The organism is Adhaeribacter soli (genome assembly GCF_008727925.1).
Taxonomy (GTDB): domain Bacteria; phylum Bacteroidota; class Bacteroidia; order Cytophagales; family Hymenobacteraceae; genus Adhaeribacter_A; species Adhaeribacter_A soli.
In genome coordinates, this window is sequence record NZ_VTWT01000006.1 from 253008 (window position 1) to 276539 (window position 23532).

Consider the following 23532-nt stretch of genomic DNA (forward strand, 5'->3'; position numbering starts at 1 on the left):
CCTGTGTTCAGGATGACAAATAAACGCCAGATGGCTTCACTATCATTTTAACTTTTTGAAAGCTCAACCAAATTTTTCCCCGCTACGCATGACATATTTCAGGAGATCGTTCCAAACCTGTTAGGTCTCGGAGACCTAACAGGTTTTTTCCTCAGACCACGGTGAATTTCAGTTGTCATCCCACCTTTTTGAAATTTTAACCACAAAATTTTCCCTATTCAGGTTGACAGATGGGTTTTGAGATTTTTTCTAAACAATTGCTATCAAATTCAGTGAAAAAACTAAAGCGCCTGCTGCAACTGGTTCCGGATTTCGACTTCGAGGTGCTGAAATAATTCCTCGCGGATTCTGCCAAAATCGGGCTGTTCATAACTTTTAACAAAACTACCGTTTTGCAGCAAATGGATCTGGTTACAGGTATGCAGCAGCGGCTCCAGCACATGCGACGATAAAAGTATGGTTTTGCCCTTTTCCTGCAGCGTTTGAATAATCAGTTCCAATGTCCGGTTCGATTCCAGGTCCAGCCCGTTAAAGGGTTCGTCGAAAATGTAAATGGGTTTGTCCTGCTTCAGCACGGCCAGCAAAGCCAGTTTTTTCTTCATGCCGGTAGAGTAATTCTCGACCAGGTCATCCAGCGGGAGTAACAGCAATTTCTCGAAAGCCGGCAGATCAAAAGCCGTATTGGTTTGCTCGAAAATATGCAGGTACTCGCGGCCGGTCAGGTGAAAAAAAAAGAAATTGTTCGTCTCCAGGTAGCCGATCCTCCCACGTTTTAGTGCATTGCCGTTAAACCGGATGCTTCCTGAATCGGGGGGTATTACCTGAGTAAGCGCATTAAAAAAAGACGATTTACCCGCGCCGTTCAACCCGATAATACCATGTACTTTTCCCTTTTCAAAACTGATATTCAGGTTCTGCAAAACAGGTTTCCGGCCAAAAGCCAGGTTCAGGTTATGGATCTCGATCATGCGGGCAGGAAATGGATTAAGTTCAGTTTGGCGCGTTTGTAATACCGGAAGCACATTACCAAGGGCAAAGGCAGCAGAAAGGGAAAAATAACGCCCATCTGGGACAGGCTAATCAGCAGGGTATTGCTTTTAACTACCATATTGGGCCGGTAAGTAGCGTATTTCAGAAAAATGGTGAAAGCCAGGGTAATGAGTTGCAGCAAAAGAAAAATAATACCGGCTAGGCCGATCACGGGATGAAAAACTGCCTGCAGCGCTAAGACCGGAACATTCAGCCAAAGCAATATTTTTCCGTGTAGCAGCAGCTTTTTCCGCAGTAATTCCTCCGGCGTATCGGCAAAAGCGCGGAGCAGGTTTAAGGGTTCGCATTCCTGATAAAAGGAAACAAAAAGCAGGTTCAGCAGCCACAAGAGAAAAAGGGGCAAGGCCTTTACCCAGCAAAAAGCAATGGCGGTCAGGTACCCGATTACAAAAACCGGCGAAGCCTGCCGGAAACCGCTGATCCATTCGAAAGCTGTTGGCGGGAATAACCGGCCTAAAAAAACAAAACGGGCTTGCGAGGGGAAACTTTTCCGGAGGAAAGATATAGGCCACAACCCGATAAAATAAACCGGAAAACAGTACCAGTTCGGCGAAAAAAGTATGGGCAGAATAAAGGGCAGAGAAAAGGCGGCATATTCCAGGAAAATTTCTTGGGCCGGTTTGCGGATATGTAAAAAAACGAAATCCTTATCGGGCCGGAAAAGCTGCGCCATTACTGCAGAAACCCAGAGCGCTCCGGGCACCGCCCAGCAAGCAGGGGCTTTTTGGGAAACGTTATGGCTTACGGCCATAAAGACCAGCAACAGCACCAGAAACAGGAGTTTATGGATCCACCCCAGGGTTTGCGCCTCCCGCCGAAGTTGGATCAAACGCACTTGGAGCAGAGTGGTGGGAATGCCTTTCAATTTTCGGGCAGCGTAATAATCAGTTTCAGGCTATAAACGATAAGCTTTTTATGAATATTGCCGAATGCAAATATATAAGTTGCAAATGCTGCTCTGGTATTACGAAACGTGCACTGCCTGAGGCGATAAAACTTCCAAAGCCTGGTTGTAATGCCTTTTTTCGTGCGTTACCATTATTTCAAAAGCTTTTTCCAGTTTGTACACCACCATTTTATTTGCCGGCGAACTGATGATGGTTTCCCGGTTCAGCAGGTCTTCGCAACTTTTCATAAACGCGATCAGCTCTTTCTGGTGCTTTTCGAACTCCTCCAGAATATTACCCTTTATCTTGCTGGCATCCGGCTCCCAAAGCGGAAAGGTTTTGATCTTTTTTTTCCGGTCCGGCGCTACCGATTTTAAAATGGAATTGCCGATCAGGTTCGTGAAAAAAGAAAAGTTGGAAATAAAAGGCAACTTCAGCCGGTTATTCCGGAAATCCCGCACCACCGGGTAATAGCTTTCGTTTATTTTAATAATATGCTGAATGTTTTCGGCAATGCTCCAGGTTTGCGGGTTTGGTTTGCGGTTCAGTTCCTCCAGGCTTAAATGCCCGAAGCTGGTTTTAAACAAGCGCATAATTTCATTCAGTTCTTTTTCCCAGGCAGCAATTTCTTTGTTCATGGTGGCGGATTTTCGGATCGGATTTCGGGTAATTTAAAGCCTGCTGCCTGAATTGCCAAGCAAAAAACTCTGATTTTAGGGAAAGCGTTAAAATAAAAAGGGAAGCTCGGATTAACCTGAAAAGACGAAGAGAAACCGAAAAAATAAAAAGCAGCAAGCCTGTAAGCCGGGTTCTGTCAGTCCGGAAAAATCCGGAAAGGCTTATCATTTATCTAGGCCCAACCTCACGGCGGGGCTCCATCAACCTACCCATCCCGACAAACCTCCGAAGAGATCAGGGAGCGAGCAACTCCACGTTCGGGACCTATTTGGTCTTTCAACTCCTGAGGTTTACCCAGCTGCCCTGGTCACCCAAAGCACTGGTGCGCTCTTACCGCACCTTTTCACCCTTACCCTTTTTTTCTAGTGATTAGTGATTAGGGTTTAGTGATTAGTTATTCATGCAAGAACTTACTAATCACTATTCATTAATCACTAATCACTAGAAAAAAGGGCGGTTATTTTCTGTGGCACTGGCTGTTGCTTTCCCGTCGCCCGGAAAGCCCCTTCCCGTTAGGAAGCAGGATGCTCTGTGTTGCCCGGACTTTCCTCTCCGCCCGAAGGCGCAGCGATAAGCCGGCTTGCTGTTTTTTAATAATGTAAAGTACGGGAATTCCGGTTTTAATTCCCAACATATGCTCCGGCTTCCTTGTTCCTTTTTATAACTCCGAATAAATTTTTAGAATTCAGTTTTTGTTTTCGTAATATTGTTAAAATTTTTGCTTTTATAATACTACGCTCTTAAGAACTCTTGTTCTTTACCCCCAACTACATATGCAAATCTTACTTGTAGAAGACGACCCGCTCTTCCGGACGATCATTGCCCGGATGGCAGAAAATCTCGGCTTCGAAATCGTGTCGGCCGAGAACGGAAAAACTGCCCTCGGCCTGCTTCGCACCCGGTGCTTCGACCTGATCTTAATGGATGTGGAGATGCCGGAAATGGACGGCTATGCCACAATGGAAAACATCCGGAAAAACTATCCGGAGGCGGCAGCTATTCCGATCATCATCATTACCGGCAACGAAAAACCGCAACAGGCTCCGCAAAGCCTGCTGAAAGGCGCCAACGCTTTCCTGCCTAAGCCCTTCACCGAAAAGCAATTGCTCAGCGAGATTGAAGCTCTTTTTATGCGATTCTAACTTGAAACGATAGGTTTTATGCCCTAAAAACTACTTCAGTCTTACCCGCGTGGCACCGTAGCCGAATTTTTCTTTTTTGGCGTCTTCGTAAAATTTGATCAGTTTATTGCGGCTCAGAATTTTCTGGATCTCCTTCTTCAGAACCCCGTTTCCGGTACCGTGAATAAACGTGATCTCGGGCAGGTTGGCCGCAATGGCGCGTTCCAGATTGTCTTCGAAAACGGCCAGCTGGCGGCGCAGAATCTCGGAATTGCTCAGGCTCGAAAAATCGTCGTCGGCAATTTTCTCGATGTGCAGGTCTACTTCAGGGGCCGGGGTTTTCAGTTTATAATTTTCGGCTACGGGTTCCGGATTTTCCGCAATTTGCTCCAGAATTTTATCGGCGTTTATAGTTACCGGTTTGGTATCGAGCTGAAACAGGTAACCTTCTTTTTTCAGAACCGGCACCATGTTTTTGCTCTTGTAAAACGAGGAAGCTTTAAACTTCAGGCGTTTCAGTTCCGGTTGGAAAAGGGAAGTGGAATTACTCCGGTGCAACAGGAATTGCAGCAGAATATCCGGCCACTTATCGAAGTCTTTCAGGTGCAGGTGCGACACCACTTTGCCCGAACGCTGGTGTATTTTATCGTTCAGAATGCCTTTGTATTTGCCGCCATGTTCTTCGCCGTAGGTAAAAAGCAGGTCGAAATCGGTATTGTTCACCACGTGCACCGCCAGTAACTCCGGCGACTGGTGCACCAGCCCAAGGTAAATGCCGCTGCCGGAAAGTACCGGCGATACCGGATTGGAGAATGCCTGGGCACTTTTTTGCGCCTGGGTGGGCGGGGCCGGCGCATTGCTTAAAAAGGTTGCTTCTTCGGCGGCTATTACTACCACTTCGCGGCGCATTACCGGAATGGTAAAATCACCGTCGATGGCTATTTCTACCTGGTCGGCGCCGATAAAACGGGTTATAATACCTTCTTCCCGGCCACGCATCAGCCGTACACGATCTCCTATATTCATAATTTCATTTCAGTTTAAACCGGAATCTGCTGTTGAAAGAACAGCTTACGCCGGCAGAATTTCCTTCAAAGATACTTGTATTCCTTTATACTTATTCCTTCTAATTAATACCGGTTGATGAAGTGGTTTGTTTAAATCGGTTTATGCATTGCAGAAAGTATTCTGGAAAATTTCCCTTTTTGGCAAATTATTGCGTCATCCCGAACACAAGTGAGTGTGAGGAAGCACGAAACTTGCGAGCGGAACTCTGAGGAAACTTATAAAGGCAGCGTCAGAAAACAAGGCAGCATCAGAAAATGGCACCATAAGTTTCCTCGACGTTGCTCGGAATGACGCATAAGGGTGGTTTAAGCTACAATGGGAACAAAACCCGCCGATTTAACCGTTGTGCAGCAGAATCTTCCCGATTTAAATTAAGTTCAGGTTAGCGGTAAAGCCATAGCCTTTATGTTCCGGAGGAAAAATAAATAGTATCTTTGCGCGCTTATTTACAAAACCAACATGATCTCAGTAGACGGTGTAACGGTTGAATTTAACGGTTCGGCCCTTTTCAGCAACATTGCTTTTAACATTAACGAAAACGACCGCATCGCCCTCATGGGCAAGAACGGCGCCGGAAAATCGACCCTGCTCAAAATTATTGCCGGCGTAAGCAAACCTACCCGTGGTAAAATTTCAGCTCCGAAAGATGCCGTAATTGCCTACCTGCCTCAGCATTTGCTTACCGACGATAACTGCACCGTTTTCGACGAAGCCAGTAAAGCGTTTGCCAAAGTGCTGGACATGAAAAAAGAGATGGATGAATTAAATCATCAGCTCGAAACCCGCACCGACTATGATTCCGACGATTACTATAAACTGATCGAAAAAGTAACCGAGCTGGGCGAAAAATACTATTCTATTGAAGAAATAAACTACGATGCCGAAGTAGAAAAAACGCTGAAGGGCCTGGGCTTTTTGCGCGAAGATTTTACCCGCCCGACTACGGAGTTTTCCGGCGGCTGGCGCATGCGCATTGAGCTGGCTAAAATTCTGCTCCAGAAACCGGACCTGATCCTGCTCGATGAGCCCACCAACCACCTCGACATCGAATCCATTCAATGGCTCGAAGATTTCCTGGTGAACAACGCCAAAGCGGTAATTGTAATTTCCCACGATAAGGCCTTTGTAGACAACATTACCAACCGTACCATTGAAGTAACCATGGGCCGGATCTACGATTACAAAGTTCCTTACTCGCAATACCTGCAACTCCGCAAAGAACGCCGCGAACAGCAGCAAAAACAGTACGACGACCAGCAAAAGGAAATTGCCGATATTCAGCAATTCATCGACCGCTTTAAAGGCACGTATTCCAAAACCCTGCAGGTGCAAAGCCGCGTGAAAATGCTCGAGAAAATGGAGCTGATCGAAGTGGATGAAGTAGATACTTCTGCCTTGAGCCTGAAATTCCCGCCGGCGCCGCGTTCCGGAAATTACCCGGTTATTGCCGAAGAACTGGGCAAGACCTACGGCAACCACGTGGTGTTCAAAGATGCCTCGCTTACCATTGAACGCGGCGAAAAGATTGCCCTGGTAGGGAAGAACGGTGAAGGTAAATCTACGTTCGTGAAAGCCATTATGGGCGAGATCGATTTCGACGGAAAACTGACCCTGGGCCATAATGCCATGATCGGGTATTTCGCCCAGGACCAGGCCGCCAAGCTCGACGGCGAACTGACCGTTTTCCAGACCATCGATCAGATCGCGGTAGGGGAGGTGCGTACGAAGATCAAAGATATTCTGGGTGCGTTCATGTTCAGCGGCGAAACGGTAGAGAAGAAAGTAAAAATGCTTTCCGGCGGGGAAAGAACCCGTCTGGCCATGATCAAATTGCTGTTGCAACCGGTTAACCTCTTAATTCTCGATGAGCCAACAAACCACCTCGACATTAAAACGAAAGACATTCTGAAAGACGCCCTGAAGGCTTTCGACGGAACCTTAATTCTGGTTTCCCACGACCGCGATTTCCTGGACGGCTTGGCAGAAAAAGTATTCGAATTCGGCAACAAACGCATCCGCGAGCACTTCGAAGATATCAACGGCTTCCTCCGCAACAAAAAAATGGATAACCTCCGCGAAATTGAAAGAACGGTAGCCAAATAAGCTCAAAAAGTATAAAAGCGGGAAAGCCTGGTAGCGAAAGTTATCAGGCTTTTTCATTGCCTTTCAAAGAGCTTTTTATTGCGTTTCAAAATCGGCCAGGATTTTTAAGGCCGCAGCCTGAAGCAAGAAACAGGTACGAACTTAATTTCTGCCGGTTTTCAGTTTGCTTGACGGGATTTGTAATCCCGTCTTAACCGAGCTGTGGGATTTGTAATCCCACTTTCTTAAAAATTAACATAGTTATGCCAAGTCCTGCAAGCCAAAGCGCTGCATTAAAATTACAGGCTATAAAAAAAACGAAGGCCATTTCTGAGGCTTCGCCTCACTGATTTACAAACTTCAGATTATTTATAAGGCAAAGTTAAAAACTTAGACCAGCGATTTGGAGAATGCAACGACCATAGGAAACAGGTACGATCTTAATTACTACCGGCAACCGGCTCAGCCCTTTGCATACCGGAACGCCTCAACATCCGGACGGCCAGTACCATGAAAAAAACATGGTATACTAAAATAAAGAGCCGTTGCCATAAACCCCGGTAGGTTATCAGATCTAATTTCGAAGCCAGAAAAAGCAAGATAAAAGCTACCCCGGCCACACATGTAAATTTCGCATAAAAGTTCAGGCGCGGAAATGCCTTTTTCGGAAACAGTTTCAACGCAACTACCGGCGCAAGTACCATAGAAAGTACGCCTACCGCACCGAAAACGCTATGCACTAGCCCGGAAAAAGTGAGTTTGCCATTTGCGTGTTCGAAAGGAAATAATCCTGAACCGGCGCCTTCTCCCAGGCCATACAAAAGATCAGCCAAGCCGTTATTTTCGCCCACTTTCCGGGAAAAGCCCGGTAAAAACCGGCGGCAAAAATTGCAAGCAGAATAAAAAAGTTAACGCTCCAGGCATTCATGTAACCGGCAACGGGGCTATCTGACGTTCCCAAATAACTTATTGTCTGGTAAAGGGAATTATAACCGGGGTACAAACTTTTTAAGAAGAATGTAACCGCAAAGTCCCCGATGCAGGCCAGCCAGCCACATATTGCAGCCGCAATAAGAAAAGGGGAATTCTCCTGCTTCATACCAGTAAAATAGGCCTGCAATTGCAAAAGCAGGCTTTAAAGTAACCACGAAACGAAGACAAGGTTTTTTCCGTCATTTGCTATCGTTTTTTATGCCAGATTCCAAACAAGGCTGGTTCGAGTTTTAGCGGAGTTGTAACCTGGACCTATTTATGATCTGAAGTTTCTAAACCAGTAAAGCGGCAGCCTCAAAAATGGCTACTGAAAGGCATTTGAAAGCTAAAATATTCTAAGCTGCAGTGGTAAAAATATTGCTCAACTTCTAAAATCTAACAAGTTTAAATCTTGCCTGTTTACTAATAAAATCAGAAAGCACGCGCCGAAGTAACAAGTTAAAAAACGGCCTTTTCTGTGCCTGCCATGCCATGAAAAAAGCCTCCGTTTCAAGTTCTTTCTGGAATACCTGGAAGGAGAAAAACCTGCCTTTTTTGCGGGAGAACGGAAAGGTCATCCTGCAATTTATTGTCACCCTTTTTTTTATCAGTGTTGGCATCTGGTTTCTAAAGCACGAAGGAACCGAACTGACTGACGTAAAGAACAGCCTTGTAAAGGCAAAATGGTCCTGGCTGGCTGTCATGTTCGGAATTACCGTTGCCTACCTGTTGCTGCAGGGCCTGATGTACGTAGTCGCTTTTCGGGCGGTAGGAGCGCGGGTGGCCTATCCCGATGCCCTGAAGCTGTTTCTGAAACGGAACTTTGTGAGCGTATTTTTGCCGGCCGGCGGCGTTTCTTCGCTGGCTTTTTTTGGAAGCAGTATTGTTTCCAAAGGCGTAAAACACACTCAAGTCTATTTTGCTTCTTCCATATATGCTTTTGTGGGCCTGCTTTCGGTAATTTGTGTGGCGGTTCCGGCTTTTTTCTTTGCCCTGGCCGAAGGAACGGTGGGTTCCGGGGAATGGTACGCGCTCGGGACAATTGTACTGCTTCTCATTGGTCTTGTGGCGGCGTATAAACTGCTTACTTCCGAAAAGCTGCTTTACGGCTGGCTTCAGAAAAAACTGCCTGCCTTAGCGGTGGTACTCTCCGATCTGCATGCCCATAAAATTGCAATGCCGTATTTTATGACAGCCATTATTATTTCCCTGGTAATCGATCTGGCCGGCATCGTTAACCTATACGTGGCTATGCTTGCCCTGGGGTTCCGGGCTACCATCTTTGTGGCCCTGATGGGCTACGTGGTGTCGGTTATCCTGCTGGTGGTTTCGCCTTTTCTGCGCGGATTGGGGGCAGTGGAATTTTCGCTCACATATGTCCTGGTCCGACTGGGCTTTGGGAAAGTAGAAGCTTTGTCCATCACGTTCCTGTACCGTTTTTTCGAATTCTGGATACCACTTCTAGCCGGTGCCGGCACGTTCCTGCTTAAAATAAACAGCCTGCTGTTGCGGGTGGTTCCGGCTTTGCTGCTGCTTGCCCTGGGTGTGGTAAACATTATTTCGGTGCTTACCCCTGCCATTTCCTGGCGGCTGAACTGGCTCGAAAATTTTCTGCCGGTACAGGCCATTCATGCCTCCAATTACCTGGTGCTTATTGCCGGCTTTTTCCTGCTGGTAACGGCTGCCTTTATGCTCAAAGGCTTGCGTACCGCCTGGTGGTTTGCCCTGATCCTGAGCTTGCTTTCTTTTATCGGTCATTTAACCAAGGCCGTAGATTACGAAGAAGCTGCGCTGGCGCTTGCCGTGGTACTGATCCTGGTCTTCACCCGGAAAGAATACTTTGTCCGGAATAATCCGGCGCTCCGGACGGTAGGGTTGCAAACGGCTTTGCTCGGCATAGCTGCCCTCCTGGTTTATGGAGTAACCGGATTTTATTTTTTAGATCCCGGCCATTTTCACATCGACTTTAATTTCACCCAGGCTCTTAAATATACCTTTTTCAACTGCTTTTTGCTGAATACAGCCGGCCTGGTGCCTGCCGATGCCTTTGCCCGCGATTTTTTAGTATCGCTCAACCTCAGCGGCTTTTTATTGACTGCCTTCCTGCTTTACACACTGGTGAGTCCCTACATTATTAAAAGAAATTCCCCGGCCGAAGATTTTATTACGGCCCGGGAACTGGTGCGCCGCTACGGCAACTCCGGCATGGATTATTTTAAAACCTACCCCGATAAAACCATCTTTCTTACCGATGACCGGCAGGCCTTTCTGGCGTACCGGATAGCCGGAAATTACGCCGTAGTGCTCGAGAACCCGGTTGCCGAAACTTCCGAAGGCCGCAAGACCTGTTTGCGGGCATTCGATGAATTCTGCCGGAAAAACAGCCTGAAATGCCTCTGCTACCGGGTACCGGAAGAAGAACTGGAAATGTATAGCCAACTCGGTAAAAAGCATTTGTTCCTGGGCCAGGAAGGCGTAGTGTCGGTAAAGTCATTTACCCTGCAGGGAGGTAAAACCCGTTCGCTCCGCAATGCGCTAAAGAAAATTACCGACCTGGGTTTGAAAGAACGCATCTATGAACCGCCCATCCCGGAAGGGCTGCTCCAGAAACTCCAGGCCGTTAGCGATGAATGGCTGCAGGCTACCGGCCGGCAGGAAATAAGTTTTTCCCAGGGCATCTTCCTGCCTCAGGAGCTCCGGCAGCAAGCTGTTATAACCGTAGAGAATGCCGAAGAAAAGATCCTGGCTTTTCTCAACATCATCCCCGATTTTGCCCCCGGCGAAGGCACCTTCGATCTGGTGCGCAAAACCCGCGATGCGCCCAACGGCATCATGGATTTTCTGCACATCAGCCTGTTGCAGTATTTCAAAGATCGGAATTTTGAAACCCTGAACCTTGGTTTTGCGCCCCTGAGCGGCATAGAAAGCCCGCAATCATTTCCGGAAAGGTCTATGAAGTTTGCCTACGAAAAAATAAAAGCCTTTTCCCATTACAAAGGCTTGCGCGAATTCAAAGAAAAGTTTTCGCCGGAGTGGCACAACAAATACCTGATCTACAGCCACGATTATGATCTGCTGCAGGCGCCGGCCGTACTCGCAAAAGTTATAAAACCCTGATTCAGAATACCTGCAGAACGGTTAAATTTTGATTAGAGGCTGTCTCATACTATAGCTGTCATCCTGCTTGTCCCGATGAATATCGGGGAGCGCCAGCGAAGGACCTTGTCAGCTTTTAGCAGAATCGCCGGTTTACAGTATTACTTTGAGCAAATGCGTAGTTTCACTAGTACACTGTCAAGTTAGTTTACAGTAAGTGGGATTACAAATCCCACGGCTCGGTTAAGACGGGATTACAAATCCCGTCAAGCAAATTCTATAAATTAACTTGACTGTGTAATAGTGCTCTATAAACCATTCGTTGGCGGGTTCTTCTGTTCGCCGTTGTTGTGTGTTTTCACCAACAACCAAACATCAGCCTGCTTTTACCCGACAAATAAAACTTTTTGAAGCACTTGCGTTCAACCTAATGGCTTTATTTAAAGTAGTTTTTAAGGAAAAGATAAATGTACAAGCATGAAAAAGCTCCTGATGTTGCTTTTGTTCCTGGCGTTTGGCATAGGCCGGAGCCTGGCGCTGTCCGACGATTCCCTGAACTACCGGTCGTTCGGGAAAGTCAGGATTTATGAGCCCAAAGGAACATCCGGTCCTCCACAAGCCATTGTGATCTTTATTTCCGGCGATGGTGGCTGGGGGAATAAGCTGGAAGCCATGACCCGGAAAATTGCTTTTCTGGGAGCTTTGGTAGTGGGGGTAGACAACAAGACTTATTACCGAAATATAAAAAAGCAGCAGGTGAAATGCTATTACCCGGCGGCCGATTTCGAAACGCTGAGTATGGCCATCCAGAAAAAATATAAAACCCCGCAATACCTGAAACCTGTTCTGGTGGGGTTCTCTTCCGGCGCCACGCTGTCTTACGGCATGGTGGCCCAGGCGCCGGCCAATACGTTTAAAGGAGCCATCCTGCTTGGTTTTTGTCCGGATATTGAATTAGATAAGACCTTGTGCAACGGTACCGGGTTAACCAGTTATGTGGTAACGCCCGGGCGGGTCTATTACCTGGAACCCACCCGGAAACTGAAGGCGCCCGTAATTGTATTGCAGGGAGGAGAGGACCTGGTTTGCCCGCCGCCGGTAATTGAAAAATTTATGAAAGGCCTGCCCGATGGCGAATATGTATTTCTGCCCAAAGTAGGGCATGGTTTTTCCAAGATCCGGACCTGGTGGCCCCAGTTTGTGCAGGCTTACGAAAAAATTGAAAAAGCGCCGGTTTTCGGAGCTGCCCCGCCGGAACGGAGAACGCCCCTGGTACCCTTTAATACGGGGCTGCCGCTCACCTTAGTTCCCGCTCTGGCAAAAGACCTTCCCCTGATCTTTGCTATATCCGGCGACGGCGGCTGGACCAGTTTTGATGAGAGCATTAGCCGGAAATTAGCCGAAAAAGGCATGCCGGTAATTGGTTTGGATGCCCAGCAGTATTTCTGGCAGCGGAAAGACCCTGCCCAAACCGCCGCCATAATTGCCCGGACCATTGAGCATTATCTGGCAGCCTGGAACCGGCAAAACGTGGTGCTGATAGGATATTCTTTTGGCGCGAATGTGATTCCCTTTATTGCCCTTCGGTTCCCGCCGGAATTAAAAAGCAGGCTGCAGTCCGTAGTTTGTTTGTCGCCGGACCAGACCACTGCCTTCGAGATCCGCCTGACTGATATGCTGGAGCTGGAAACCACCGAAACCTATAATGTATTACAGGCCGTGAAAAGCATTAAACCCTATAATCCGATTTGTGTTTTCGGCAGCCAGGAAAATACCGGATTACCGAAGAAATTTGCTAACACCGGCGCAAAGATCGTAATGCTGCCCGGCAACCACCATTACAACGAAAATTATGATGCCATTGCAGATGCCGTCCTTGAAAATTATGGGAAAAAGTAAGTTTTCTAAAATCGGTTTCCCGCGACTACCTTAAAGAAATGAACGCTTCCTTCACACAAAGGAAATAGGTGTCCTCCGCGAAATTGAAAGAACGGTAGCAAATTAAGCTAAAAAAGTATAAAATGAGAAAGCCTGATAACGGATTAATTATCAGGCTTTTTGGTGGTGGAGGGCCGGAGCAGTCAACTTAAGGCAACAGCGCTCTTCCAGACATCAATGTCTGGAAGCAACCTGCCGGGGACATCTTTGTCCCCGGATACATAAACGCGGACATGGATGTCCGCACCAGAATAAGTTTCAGACACAGATGTCTGAAACAGCGATTATTATCAATTCATAATCCTTAAATTGACAGCTTGAGGCCAGACCCAGTGCAGCGCCGGCACATATTTTCCATAATCGGTTGACGTGGTCGCAATGAAGCAGGCTTTCTGCAAGTATTAAGCCGCTTTTGTGGGCGCTGACTTCTTAAAAACCAAACGCCCGGCAAATACCAGGATGGCCAGCAGCAAGGCTATAAAAAATACCGATGACAAACTGCTTTTGAGCAAGGAAAAAATGCTGGTTAAAGTTACCCAGAAAGGGGGCAGGTCCGGGTAACTTTTCAGCATTACGGCTATGCCAGCATTCTCCAGGTAATCGAAAAGGCCGGCAGCCAGGGGCAGGAATGCCAGGTAAAAGTACCGGCTGTTTAGCTTTCCTAGTTTCTTTAAAAAATAGCCGAACAGGAGCGAATAGCTGATGCCGAAGAGGCCCGGGTAAAAGAGATCCAGAGGAAGCTGCCTGGTCAGGTAAAAGTGCCTTCCGGGTTCACCCAAGGCATTGAACAGCGAACGGACGTAGGCAAGATCGTAGGTGCCCGGCAGCATGTCCAGGATCTTCATTCCGCCGGAAAAAGTTTCCAATTTCGGAATGGTGTAAAGGAGCATGGTGGCATAAACTACGTTGGTTAGCAGGAACAGCAGCAAAACTTTCCGGCCACTCAGGTTACTTTTAATCAAAGCTATCATTTCAGGTAAAGGTTGTCGTGTAAGGGGATTGGCAGGAAAATAAAGATCTGCCTGGTTAATCAGAACTTAATAATAAAAACCGTGAAACCGCCACTTTTTCCGGTTATTGTACTCCAGGGCCGGGGCCGGTAAATGGAAAATATCCAGAATGTAAAAAGCTGTTTTCAGGACTTTGCTCCGGGTTTTAAAGGCGCGTAAATTCCAGTCCACTGAAAGGTAATATTGCCGGTAAGGCTGCAACGGATATCCGTAGTTTAAAATGCCCGCCTGCCGGTTCGCATCCGGATCGTTGTACACCATTTCTTCCGCGCCGTAACCGGCCGCCAGATTCAGCCATTTCGGGTATTTGTTTTCCTTCGGCAGGAACTTCGCCACATCCACCACGAGCCAGTAGGTTTGCCCGTTATAATCTTTCAGCGCCCGTTCCGCCAGACTGTTGCCCAACACTTCCGGCCGCAAACCGGCGTACCGGGTTTTATGAAAAGAGAATTTCGGTTGGATCCGGATCTCGCGCCAGGCCAATTGTTGCGCCAGTACCGCCGCCGAACCCGCCGTATTTGCCACCAGATCGCCTACCGAAGCGCCGTAGCTTGCCTGGTAACCGTCCAGAATTTCGATGGGTGTTTGCAGCAGAATTCCGGTTAAACTTCCCAGCCAGATAGCCTGTTTTTCCGAAAGTCCGGTTAGTTTCAACGCATCTACGCCGCCCTTGCTTTCCTGAAATGCACCCCAGAAATGCCCGGCTTTATCCATTTGTTTCCATTCCTTATTATCGTTAAAGAAATGGAATTTAGTCTGGTTGCTTTCCTTGTACCAGGTCTGGCTCAGTACCGCAATGCCGCCCAGGTAAGCCGCACCAACGCCGGCTCCGATCAGGGCAACTTTTTTATTGGAAACTGGTTTTGAAATGGTATCCGGAGGTGCTAAAAAACTGCCCGCCGAAACCTGATAAGCCAATAGCCAGTTGCATAAGATTAAAATAAGCCTTTGGATAGATTTCAAATTAAAATGCTTGAAAGCTTAAAGATAAAAGAACCCGGTGCCGTAATGAAATTAGTTGGCAGATTTTCTTTAGCCTCCGGTTTAGAGGCCGTTGCCGGCAGGTTCCTGATCCAGCAAGGCGGATTCCTTTGTAAAGAAGTGTTTAACCATAAAGGGAGTTCCTTGGAAAGTTTTCCTTCCTGAAATTCCGATTTCGAAATTTCAGGTTTCTTTCTATTTAATAGATGCAAGAATGTGAGATTATTAGATGCAAGAATGTGGGAAAATTTACCTTAAACTACCCTAATTTACATGCTGGAAGAAAGGTGTGATTTTGGTGCTCTGAACTCACAAGATTCTTCCAGAATGACAGAGAGGGAACGAAATATATTTCAAACTAAATTTGTCCACCTACTTAACGTAAGCATGCAGCAACTTATTCGATCCGCTTCAGGACAATATGGTCTATCGGTTTTATGATTAAAGGCACTTTCTCTACCTGTACGGAACTGGTATCGAGCCCGAACCACTCCACTTCGGTAGCGGTAAATTTCTTAATAAAAAAGTACGTCTTCATGATGATGTTTTCCTTCCGGGATAGATCGTTTTCTACCGACAAATATTTTTCCATCACCACAAAACTGAAATCGCCGATCACCTCCTTGGCCTGCAACGAATCGTAACGGCTGGTTATATCCACTTCTTTTCTTTCAACCATATCCTCGATCACTTTCCGGAAAAATAAGCTGATGCGCGGTACCACCCTGAAGCCTAAATGAAAGTCAATCCTGATCACATCCTGCTCCACGATGCGGTTAACTTTGTATTCCATGGAATAGGGGTGGTCGGTGGTGTTTACATGAATAAACCAGTAAATATCCGCTCTTTTGGGGCGCTTCTGAAAAATGGAATAAACGATCTTCGATTCAATTTCGTCGGGTCTGGTTCCTCCGGTCATATAGATCAGGTGGGTGGCGTATTTCGGGACTGAGGAATCGTTGCTCAGGGCTTTCAGCATTTCCAGGTAGGGCTCTAAGGGAACCTCGTCCGTGAGCCGGAGCTTAATATAGTAGGCTTTCAACCAGGTATACATCACGCCGGTAAGCACCACCCCGATCAAAACGGAAACCCAGCCGCCATGCGGGAACTTGCTCAGGTTCGCGATCAGGAAGGCCCCCTCGATGAACAGGTAGGTTCCCAGAAACAAGGCAATTACCGGTTTCGGATAATTATTTGCCTGTAAGTAAATAGTCATTAAAACAGTAGTGGCCAGCATGGTTACCGTTATTGCCAATCCGTAAGCCGCTTCCATATTGCTGGATTCTCTAAAATAAAGGACTACCCCAATGCAGCCGGCCCAGAGCAGCCAGTTTACGCTGGGCACAAACAATTGCCCTTTCAAATTGGTCGGATAGATCACCAGCACTTTGGGCCACAAATTCAGCCGCATGGCCTCACCAATAAGGGTGAACGAACCGGTAATTAAAGCCTGGCTCGCAATAATGGCAGCCATGGTGGCAATTGCAATCCCGATCAGCAGAAACCAATCGGGCATAATAGTATAAAATGGATTTTCATGTATCTGAAGGGCTTTCCCGAAATGCTGGGCTAACCAGGCACCCTGTCCGAAGTAATTCAGTACCAGGCAGGTTTTTACAAACACCCAGCTCACCCGGATATTTTCGCGCCCGCAATGGCCAAGATCGGAATATAAAGCCTCGGCGCCGGTAGTACAAAGAAAGACAGCCCCCAATAGCCAGAAACCACCCGGGTAAAGCGCCAGCAAGCGGTAAGCAAAGTAGGGGTTAATCGCCTTTAAAGCTTCCGGATGGGCTTCAATATTAACCAAACCTAAAACGGCCAGCATGCTGAACCAGACAAACATAAGTGGTCCGAACGTTTTGCCTACGATCTGGGTCCCGAAGCCCTGGGCAATAAACAGGGCCGTTAAGATGGTGAGTACCAGCGGAACGGTAGGAATATGGGGGTCAAGGAGCCGCAACCCTTCCACCGCGGAGGAAACAGAGATCGGCGGGGTAATGATGCCATCGGCCAGCAGGGCGCTGCCACCAATTATGGTAGGAATGAGCAACCACTTATGTCTTTTCCGGACCAGGGTATACAGGGAGAAGATCCCGCCTTCGCCTTTGTTGTCTGCCCGTAGGGTGAGCACTACATATTTTAAAGTGGTTTGCAGGGTGAGGGTCCAGAAAATGCAGGAAATCCCGCCATAAACCAGTTCCGGATGAACAATGCCGCCCCCGCCTGCAATGATAGATTTCATTACGTACAAGGGAGACGTACCAATATCCCCGTAAATAATGCCGAGGGCAATCAATAACCCGGCAGCAGAAAGCCGCTGATGACGCTGGCCGTTATCTTTCTCCATTTGGTTCCGGTTTTCGCTGAAGACAAAGCGCATCTCTTTGAATGCTGCTGCCGCTTACTTTAACTGAAAACAAAATTTCCGGGCGTATGCTTAATTATCACGACTAAATAATCGCATTACCTGCAAGGAAATACTATGGTGATAAATTCCGGATCAGATTCACGGGACGCCTGAACCTGAAACCGGTTCGGAATTATGCTAAAAAGACCATCTATTATCCGGTTTTAATTTCAGGTTAAAACCGGATAATAGATGGTCTTCATTAGTATTAAAAAAATAATAAAAACCTGTAATCTATTCCTGCAAGTTACTTTGCCGCATAATGCTTTTTCAGGAAATCGAGCGCCATTCTATCGGCGGCAGCGGCGTTCTTGTTGTTGTAGTTCGGGCTGCTGGGGTTGGCAAAAGCGTGATCGGCGTCGAATTGTTTTACCGTCAGTACTTTTCCGGCTTCCTTCATGTTCTTCTGGAAATCGGCTACAATTTTCGGCGTGATCCACTGATCTTTCTTGGCAAAAATACCCAGCACGTCGCACTTCAGGCTTTTCAGCTTTTTCATATCCGTTTCCGGCATGCCGTAGTACATCACGCAGCCTTTGGCGTTTTTGCCGGCCAGAATAGCGGTTTGCAACGACCAGCCGCCACCAAAGCACCAGCCAATCGTCTGGATCTCGGCTTTTTTACCTGCGTAAGTTAAACCGCCTTTCAGAATGCCGGTGGCGCGTTCGGTGGTAAGTTCGCCCATGTATTTGCCGGCATCTTCCTGATTTTCGGCAATTTTACCGTCATACAAATCCACGGCCATTACGTTCACGTCCGGCATCGCTTTGGCCAGGTCGTCGGCTTTCTTTTTAATGTAGTCGTTCAGGCCCCACCATTCATGCACCACGATCAGGTATTTGTTCGAAGCTTTTTTGGCTTTCACCAGGTAAGCATTGGCGCTGTCTCCGCCGGCTACGGCATAAGAAATCATTTGGCCCTGGGCATCCTGCAGCGTAAAAGGCAGCGGGTTGTCGTGGCCGGAACGGAACTCCTGCACGGAAGCAAAAGCCGCGAAGTTTTCGGTGGACAGTTTCGAGCAGCAGCTCATTTTAGACTGGGCCTGGCTGAAAGGCAGAAAGGCCAGGCAGCACAAAGCCGTAAGTAGTAGTTTTTTCATACGTTTTAAATGGTTTAAGAATTTGTAGTTTTTTATGCTCAAAAGATACGGTTTTTTCTATATTACTTGCATAAATTGCCTGCCATTTCTGAAATAGGAAAATCCCTGAAAACTTAATAAGGCTAAAGCTTTTGCCATCGGGTTCGTATTCAAAGAAAAAGCTGTTTCTGAAATAAAATAAATCGAAAACCTGAAACGGAAATTCGGGTAAAATACCTGACCTCAAACCAATTAAAGCCCATGATAAACCCCGAAACCCTGGAACTGATAAATAACGCCCGTAAGTTTACGTACGCCGAATACCGCATCATGCTGGAGCAACTCCAGGCTCAGGGACTGACCACCGGCCCCAACCAAAGCCCGGAAATATTTGAGTACGCCCGCCTGAATAACCAACGCATGAGCCGTTTGGATAAAACCGTGGTGCTGCTGCCTGAACTGCTGGATGCAATCCGCGACCTGAACCGGCCTTTGCGGTGGGTCGTGATAACGGAAGGCTGGTGCGGCGATGCGGCGCAAAACGTACCGGCTTTGGCTAAAATAGCCGAAGCTTCTCAAGGAAAAATAGAACTGATCCTGGTATTGCGGGATGAAAATCTGGAACTCATGGATCGTTACCTGACCAATGGCGGCCGTTCCATTCCCAAAATGATCTGCTTCGATGCTCAAACCGGCGAAGAATTAGGCAAATGGGGACCACGTCCGGCCGAAGCCCAGCACTTGTTCCTTTCTCTAAAAAGCGATCCGGCCGTTACAAAAGAAGAATTTCTACAGGCCGTGCACCAATGGTATTCGCAGGATAAGACCCAAAAAGTACAGCAGGAGATGACGGCTTTGCTCCTTAGCTGGCAGGTGTAAGTTTATGGTTGGCATACTTAACTGACCTTAAATAGGATTTTTTTATTACACAGGATTTTTTTCCCCCTTTGGAGGGTAGGGGGAGGACAGGAGAATTATTCGGTTCCATTTTTTGATCCAATAATGTAAAAATCCTCCCCCAACCCCTCCAAAGCAGGGTTGATTCATTCTAGCGGATTCTCCCCTTGAGGGGAGCCAGAGGGGTGTTTACACCTGCTGATAATTATCAAATAACATTTTAACACCCCTATGATCCCCTCAAGGGGATAGTCATTTGCCAGAATGAAACAGCCTTGCTCCAAAGAGGGGACCTTTCCTCTGGTTGCGTACCTTCAGTTTCTTAACCTTCTACCTGAACCTCAGCGGTTTTTGAAGATAAAAATATACCGTTTATAACCCGAATGGCAGGCCAATGGTCTGCCATTATTTTTTTAATAATCTCAGAAGTGCTTCTTGTAAAGCCCTGCTTTCGCCTTTCTGTATTTACCCGGTTTTTCCGGCTACCCGCTCAAAAAGCAGGATTCCCCTGTAACAAATTCCCGCCTTTTAAGTAGATGCGCAAAACCATTCCTTTCCGGATTGTAGCTGCTGACGGTAAAAAAGTCCATAGGAAAATAATAAAGCATTCATCATTCTCCACCCCGCACACATTCTTTTATGAAGATTAAAAAAGTATTGGTAGCGAACCGCGGCGAGATCGCCATCCGGGTTTTGCGCGCCTGCACGGAACTTGGCCTCGAAACCGTAGCCATTTACACCTACGAAGACCGTTATTCCCTGCACCGCTACAAAGCCGACGAGGCCTACCAGATCGGTAAAGACACCCAGCCGCTGCAGCCTTACCTCGACATGGATGCCATTATTGCCATCGCCAAGGAAAACGAGGTAGATGCCATTCACCCGGGTTACGGATTTTTATCGGAAAACAAGGATTTCTCGCAGAAGTGTAAAGACAACGGCATAGTGTTCGTGGGGCCGCGGCCGGAAGTTATGGAAGCGCTCGGCGATAAAATTGCAGCCAAAAAAGTAGCCAAAGAATGCAACGTTCCCATTATTGAAAGCAACCTGCAGGACCTGACTTCTTTTGAAATTGCCAAAACGGAAGCGAACCGCATTGGGTATCCGGTCATGCTGAAAGCGGCATCGGGCGGCGGCGGCCGGGGCATGCGTGTGATCCGGAACGACGAGGAACTGGAAAAAGGTTTCTTCGAAGCCCGCAACGAAGCCCTGAAAGCCTTTGGCGACGATACCGTTTTCCTGGAGAAATTTGTGGAGCGGCCCAAGCACATCGAAGTCCAGATCGTGGCCGATAATTACGGCAACATTACGCATTTATTCGAGCGCGATTGTTCGGTGCAGCGGCGTTTCCAGAAAGTAGTGGAAGTGGCACCGGCATTGAATCTGAAAGAGGAACTCCGTCAGAAATTATATGAATATGCGCTGAAGATCTGCTCGGCGGTAAATTACAATAACGTTGGTACCGTAGAATTTCTGGTGCAGCCGGAAAACGATGCCATTTTCTTTATCGAAGTAAACCCGCGCATCCAAGTAGAGCACACCGTTACGGAAATGATCACGGGCATCGACCTGATCAAAACCCAGCTGTACATTGCCGACGGTTACAAACTGGCCGACGAAGAAATTTCTTTGGGCCCGAAGCACCACCGCTTCAATACCGGTTTTGCCATTCAGTGCCGCATTACCACCGAAGACCCGGAAAACGATTTCAAACCTGATTACGGAACCATCATTGCCTACCGCAGTGCCGGTGGTTTCGGTATCCGTCTCGATCAGGGAAGCGTGTACCAGGGTGCCAAGATCAGTCCGTTCTTCGATTCGCTGCTGGTAAAAGTTTCCGCCCACGCGCCAACCTTAAAAGGGGCCGCCATGAAAATGCAGCGCACGCTCGATGAATTCCGGATCCGCGGCGTGAAACAAAACATTCAGTTCCTGCAGAACATTATCGGCCACGAAGAATTTATTACTGGTAATGCTACGGTGGATTTTGTAAAAGAACACCCGGAATTATTCAAGTTCGAAAAACGGCAGGACCGGGGCACCAAGTTCCTGAGCTACGTGGCCGATACCATTGTAAACGGCAACCCGGATATAAAAGTAACCGACCCGAACAAAGTACTGGAAAAACCGCACCTGCCCAAATACGACCCGAAACAACCCTACGAAAAAGGCACCAAAAACCTGCTTACGGAAATGGGCCCGGAGAAATTCTCCCAGTGGCTCCGAAACGATTCCCAGATCCACTATACCGACACCACCTTCCGCGATGCGCACCAGTCCCTGCTGGCTACCCGCATGCGCACCTTCGACATGCTGAAAGTGGCCGAAAGCTACGCCAAAAACCACCCGCAAACCTTCAGTATGGAAGTGTGGGGCGGCGCCACGTTCGACGTAAGCTTACGCTTCCTGCACGAAGACCCGTGGGATCGGTTAGCGAAAATCCGCAAAGCCGTACCGAACATCCTGTTGCAAATGCTCATCCGCGGAGCCAACGGCGTGGGTTACAAGGCATATCCGGATAATTTAATCGAAGCCTTCGTGGAGAAAAGCTGGGAAACCGGCGTGGATATTTTCCGCATCTTCGATTCCCTGAACTGGATGAAAGGTATGGAAAGCTGCATCAACTTCGTGCGCAACCGTACGCAAGGCCTGGCCGAAGCTTCCATCTGCTACACCGGCGACATTCTGGACCCAAGCCGCACTAAATATAATTTAAAATACTATCTGGATCTGGCGAAGCAACTGGAAGATGCCGGCGCGCACATTCTCTGCATCAAAGACATGGCCGGTTTGCTGAAACCTTACGCGGCAACGGAACTGATAACCGCGCTACGCGAAACGGTAAAGCTTCCCATCCATCTGCACACGCACGATACTGCTTCCATTCAGTCAGCCACTTATTTAAAAGCCATTGAAGCGGGCGTCGATGTGATAGATGTAGCCCTTGGTTCCATGTCCGGTTTAACCTCGCAGCCGAACTTTAACTCCATGGTGGAAGCCATGCGTTTCCAGCCGCGCCACCGCGAGTTCAACCAGAAAAGCCTGAACGAATATTCCAGCTATTGGGAAACTGTGCGGGAGTATTATTATCCGTTTGAATCGGGTCTGAAAGCCGGTACTTCAGAAGTGTTCCAGCACGAAATTCCGGGCGGTCAGTATTCCAATTTGCGGCCACAGGCACAGGCGCTGGGTTTGGGCGATAAATGGGAACAGATCAAAACGACCTTTACCGAAGTGAATGCCCTTTTCGGCGACGTGGTAAAAGTTACGCCAAGCTCGAAAGTGGTAGGGGATATGGCCTTGTACTTGGTGTCGAACAACCTGACCACGGTAGATGTACTGGAAAAAGGCGACCAGATCTCGTTCCCGGAATCGGTGCAGCAGTTCTTTAAAGGCGACATCGGGCAGCCGGTTGGCGGTTTCCCGAAAAAGCTCCAGAAGATCGTCCTGAAGGATGTAGAACCCTATACCGAACGCCCGAATGAACATTTAAATCCGATCGATTTCGCGAAAGAATGGGATGCGTTTAAGGCAAAATTCGGCCAGGATGTGAAGTTTACCGATCTGCTTTCCTACCTGCTTTATCCGAAAGTTTTCGAACAGTACCACAAGCACCAGGAAGTGTACGGCGACGTTTCCATTATCCCGACGCGCATTTTCTTCTACGGCATGAAGCAGGACGAAGAAGCGATCATCGACATTGCCAAAGGAAAATCCATCATCGTGAAATACGAATCCATGGGGCCGGCAAACGACGAAGGCATCCGGACGGTTTTCTTCAAGCTGAACGGGCAAACCCGGAACATCGAGGTGCAGGATAAGTCGGTTAAAGTTACCAAAAAAGAAAACCGCAAAATCGATAAAACTGATCCAAAACAAATCGGTGCGCCGCTGCAGGGAATGCTATCCAAAGTGCTGGTAAAAGGAGGGCAGCAGGTAAAGAAAAACACCCCGCTCTTCATCATCGAAGCCATGAAAATGGAAACCACCATCACCGCTTCCGAAGACCTGGTTATTACCGGAATTCACCTGCCGGAAACCTCGCTGGTAAGCGCCGATGATCTGGTTTTAACGACTGAAAAATTGCCGGAAGGTTCAACCATTAAAACAGAAGAACTGGCTTCCTCTACCGCTTAGTTTAAACGCTATCTAAATTATAAAAAAAGTCTTTCCGGTTTTCGGGAAGACTTTTTAGTGCCCTTTCAGTAGCAACTAGTCTATTCTAATATCTGAAATGGTTGGCAGTAAACGAAAAAAGGCAGCC

16 protein-coding genes and 1 other RNA gene are annotated in these 23532 nt (G+C 47.7%); 6 read left to right on the plus strand and 11 right to left on the minus strand.

Features of this window, described 5'->3' with window-relative positions; all coding sequences use genetic code 11:
- Nucleotides 1–281 precede the first annotated feature (281 nt).
- From F0P94_RS12360 to rnpB, 4 genes are all read right to left on the minus strand, one after another.
- Entirely contained in the window at nucleotides 282–968 is a 687-nt protein-coding gene (locus F0P94_RS12360) for an ATP-binding cassette domain-containing protein (RefSeq protein ID WP_150904197.1), read from the minus strand.
- Nucleotides 965–1885 carry a hypothetical protein gene (locus F0P94_RS12365; RefSeq protein WP_150904198.1) on the minus strand — a complete coding sequence of 307 codons (921 nt, stop codon included), beginning with the start codon at nucleotides 1883–1885 and terminating at the stop codon, nucleotides 965–967. The genes F0P94_RS12360 and F0P94_RS12365 overlap by 4 nt, the downstream gene beginning before the upstream one ends.
- Before the next feature lie 129 nt (nucleotides 1886–2014).
- A complete protein-coding gene (locus tag F0P94_RS12370; RefSeq protein ID WP_150904199.1) occupies nucleotides 2015–2575 on the minus strand; it encodes a DinB family protein in 561 nt (186 codons plus the stop codon).
- A 146-nt stretch (nucleotides 2576–2721) separates the two neighbouring features.
- Nucleotides 2722–3202, minus strand: an RNA gene (gene rnpB, locus F0P94_RS12375) — RNase P RNA component class A.
- 186 nt (nucleotides 3203–3388) lie between these two features.
- Between rnpB and F0P94_RS12380 the strand changes: the two genes are divergently transcribed.
- The gene (locus F0P94_RS12380) at nucleotides 3389–3757 is read left to right on the plus strand and encodes a response regulator (protein WP_150904200.1); all 369 of its coding nucleotides are present in this window, start codon (nucleotides 3389–3391) and stop codon (nucleotides 3755–3757) included.
- 30 nt (nucleotides 3758–3787) lie between these two features.
- Here F0P94_RS12380 and F0P94_RS12385 read toward each other — a convergent pair whose 3' ends face one another.
- Nucleotides 3788–4762 carry a Smr/MutS family protein gene (locus F0P94_RS12385; protein WP_150904201.1) on the minus strand — a complete coding sequence of 325 codons (975 nt, stop codon included), beginning with the start codon at nucleotides 4760–4762 and terminating at the stop codon, nucleotides 3788–3790.
- 501 nt (nucleotides 4763–5263) lie between these two features.
- Between F0P94_RS12385 and F0P94_RS12390 the strand changes: the two genes are divergently transcribed.
- Nucleotides 5264–6907: an ABC-F family ATP-binding cassette domain-containing protein gene (locus F0P94_RS12390; protein ID WP_150904202.1), complete on the plus strand. Its 1644-nt coding sequence runs from the start codon at nucleotides 5264–5266 to the stop codon at nucleotides 6905–6907.
- Nucleotides 6908–7326: 419 nt separating this feature from the next.
- Here F0P94_RS12390 and F0P94_RS12395 read toward each other — a convergent pair whose 3' ends face one another.
- Nucleotides 7327–7737, minus strand: coding sequence for a DUF998 domain-containing protein (locus tag F0P94_RS12395; RefSeq protein ID WP_150904203.1), 411 nt, complete (start codon nucleotides 7735–7737; stop codon nucleotides 7327–7329).
- Nucleotides 7626–7985, minus strand: a complete 360-nt coding sequence (locus F0P94_RS19685) for a DUF998 domain-containing protein (protein ID WP_191907036.1) — start codon at nucleotides 7983–7985, stop codon at nucleotides 7626–7628. Before F0P94_RS19685 ends, F0P94_RS12395 begins: the two co-directional genes overlap by 112 nt.
- Before the next feature lie 365 nt (nucleotides 7986–8350).
- Between F0P94_RS19685 and F0P94_RS12400 the strand changes: the two genes are divergently transcribed.
- On the plus strand, nucleotides 8351–10975 hold the full coding sequence (locus F0P94_RS12400) for a phosphatidylglycerol lysyltransferase domain-containing protein (RefSeq protein ID WP_150904204.1): 2625 nt from the start codon (nucleotides 8351–8353) through the stop codon (nucleotides 10973–10975).
- 456 nt (nucleotides 10976–11431) lie between these two features.
- Nucleotides 11432–12853 carry an AcvB/VirJ family lysyl-phosphatidylglycerol hydrolase gene (locus tag F0P94_RS12405; protein ID WP_150904205.1) on the plus strand — a complete coding sequence of 474 codons (1422 nt, stop codon included), beginning with the start codon at nucleotides 11432–11434 and terminating at the stop codon, nucleotides 12851–12853.
- Between the two features lie 440 nt (nucleotides 12854–13293).
- On the opposite strand, the gene F0P94_RS12410 is transcribed toward F0P94_RS12405, so the two are convergent.
- The 4 genes from F0P94_RS12410 to F0P94_RS12425 form a co-directional block, all read right to left on the minus strand.
- Nucleotides 13294–13863: a hypothetical protein gene (locus F0P94_RS12410; RefSeq protein ID WP_150904206.1), complete on the minus strand. Its 570-nt coding sequence runs from the start codon at nucleotides 13861–13863 to the stop codon at nucleotides 13294–13296.
- A 66-nt stretch (nucleotides 13864–13929) separates the two neighbouring features.
- Nucleotides 13930–14865, minus strand: coding sequence for a DUF2279 domain-containing protein (locus F0P94_RS12415; RefSeq protein WP_225307202.1), 936 nt, complete (start codon nucleotides 14863–14865; stop codon nucleotides 13930–13932).
- A 415-nt stretch (nucleotides 14866–15280) separates the two neighbouring features.
- The gene (locus F0P94_RS12420) at nucleotides 15281–17233 is read right to left on the minus strand and encodes a KUP/HAK/KT family potassium transporter (RefSeq protein WP_150904207.1); all 1953 of its coding nucleotides are present in this window, start codon (nucleotides 17231–17233) and stop codon (nucleotides 15281–15283) included.
- Nucleotides 17234–17540: 307 nt separating this feature from the next.
- Nucleotides 17541–18392, minus strand: a complete 852-nt coding sequence (locus F0P94_RS12425) for a dienelactone hydrolase family protein (RefSeq protein WP_150904208.1) — start codon at nucleotides 18390–18392, stop codon at nucleotides 17541–17543.
- 240 nt (nucleotides 18393–18632) lie between these two features.
- Here F0P94_RS12425 and F0P94_RS12430 point away from each other — a divergent pair, with 240 nt between their 5' ends.
- Both F0P94_RS12430 and F0P94_RS12435 read left to right on the plus strand, forming a co-directional pair.
- Entirely contained in the window at nucleotides 18633–19250 is a 618-nt protein-coding gene (locus tag F0P94_RS12430) for a thioredoxin family protein (protein WP_150904209.1), read from the plus strand.
- Between the two features lie 657 nt (nucleotides 19251–19907).
- The gene (locus tag F0P94_RS12435; RefSeq protein WP_150904210.1) at nucleotides 19908–23405 is read left to right on the plus strand and encodes a pyruvate carboxylase; all 3498 of its coding nucleotides are present in this window, start codon (nucleotides 19908–19910) and stop codon (nucleotides 23403–23405) included.
- Nucleotides 23406–23532 lie beyond the last annotated feature (127 nt).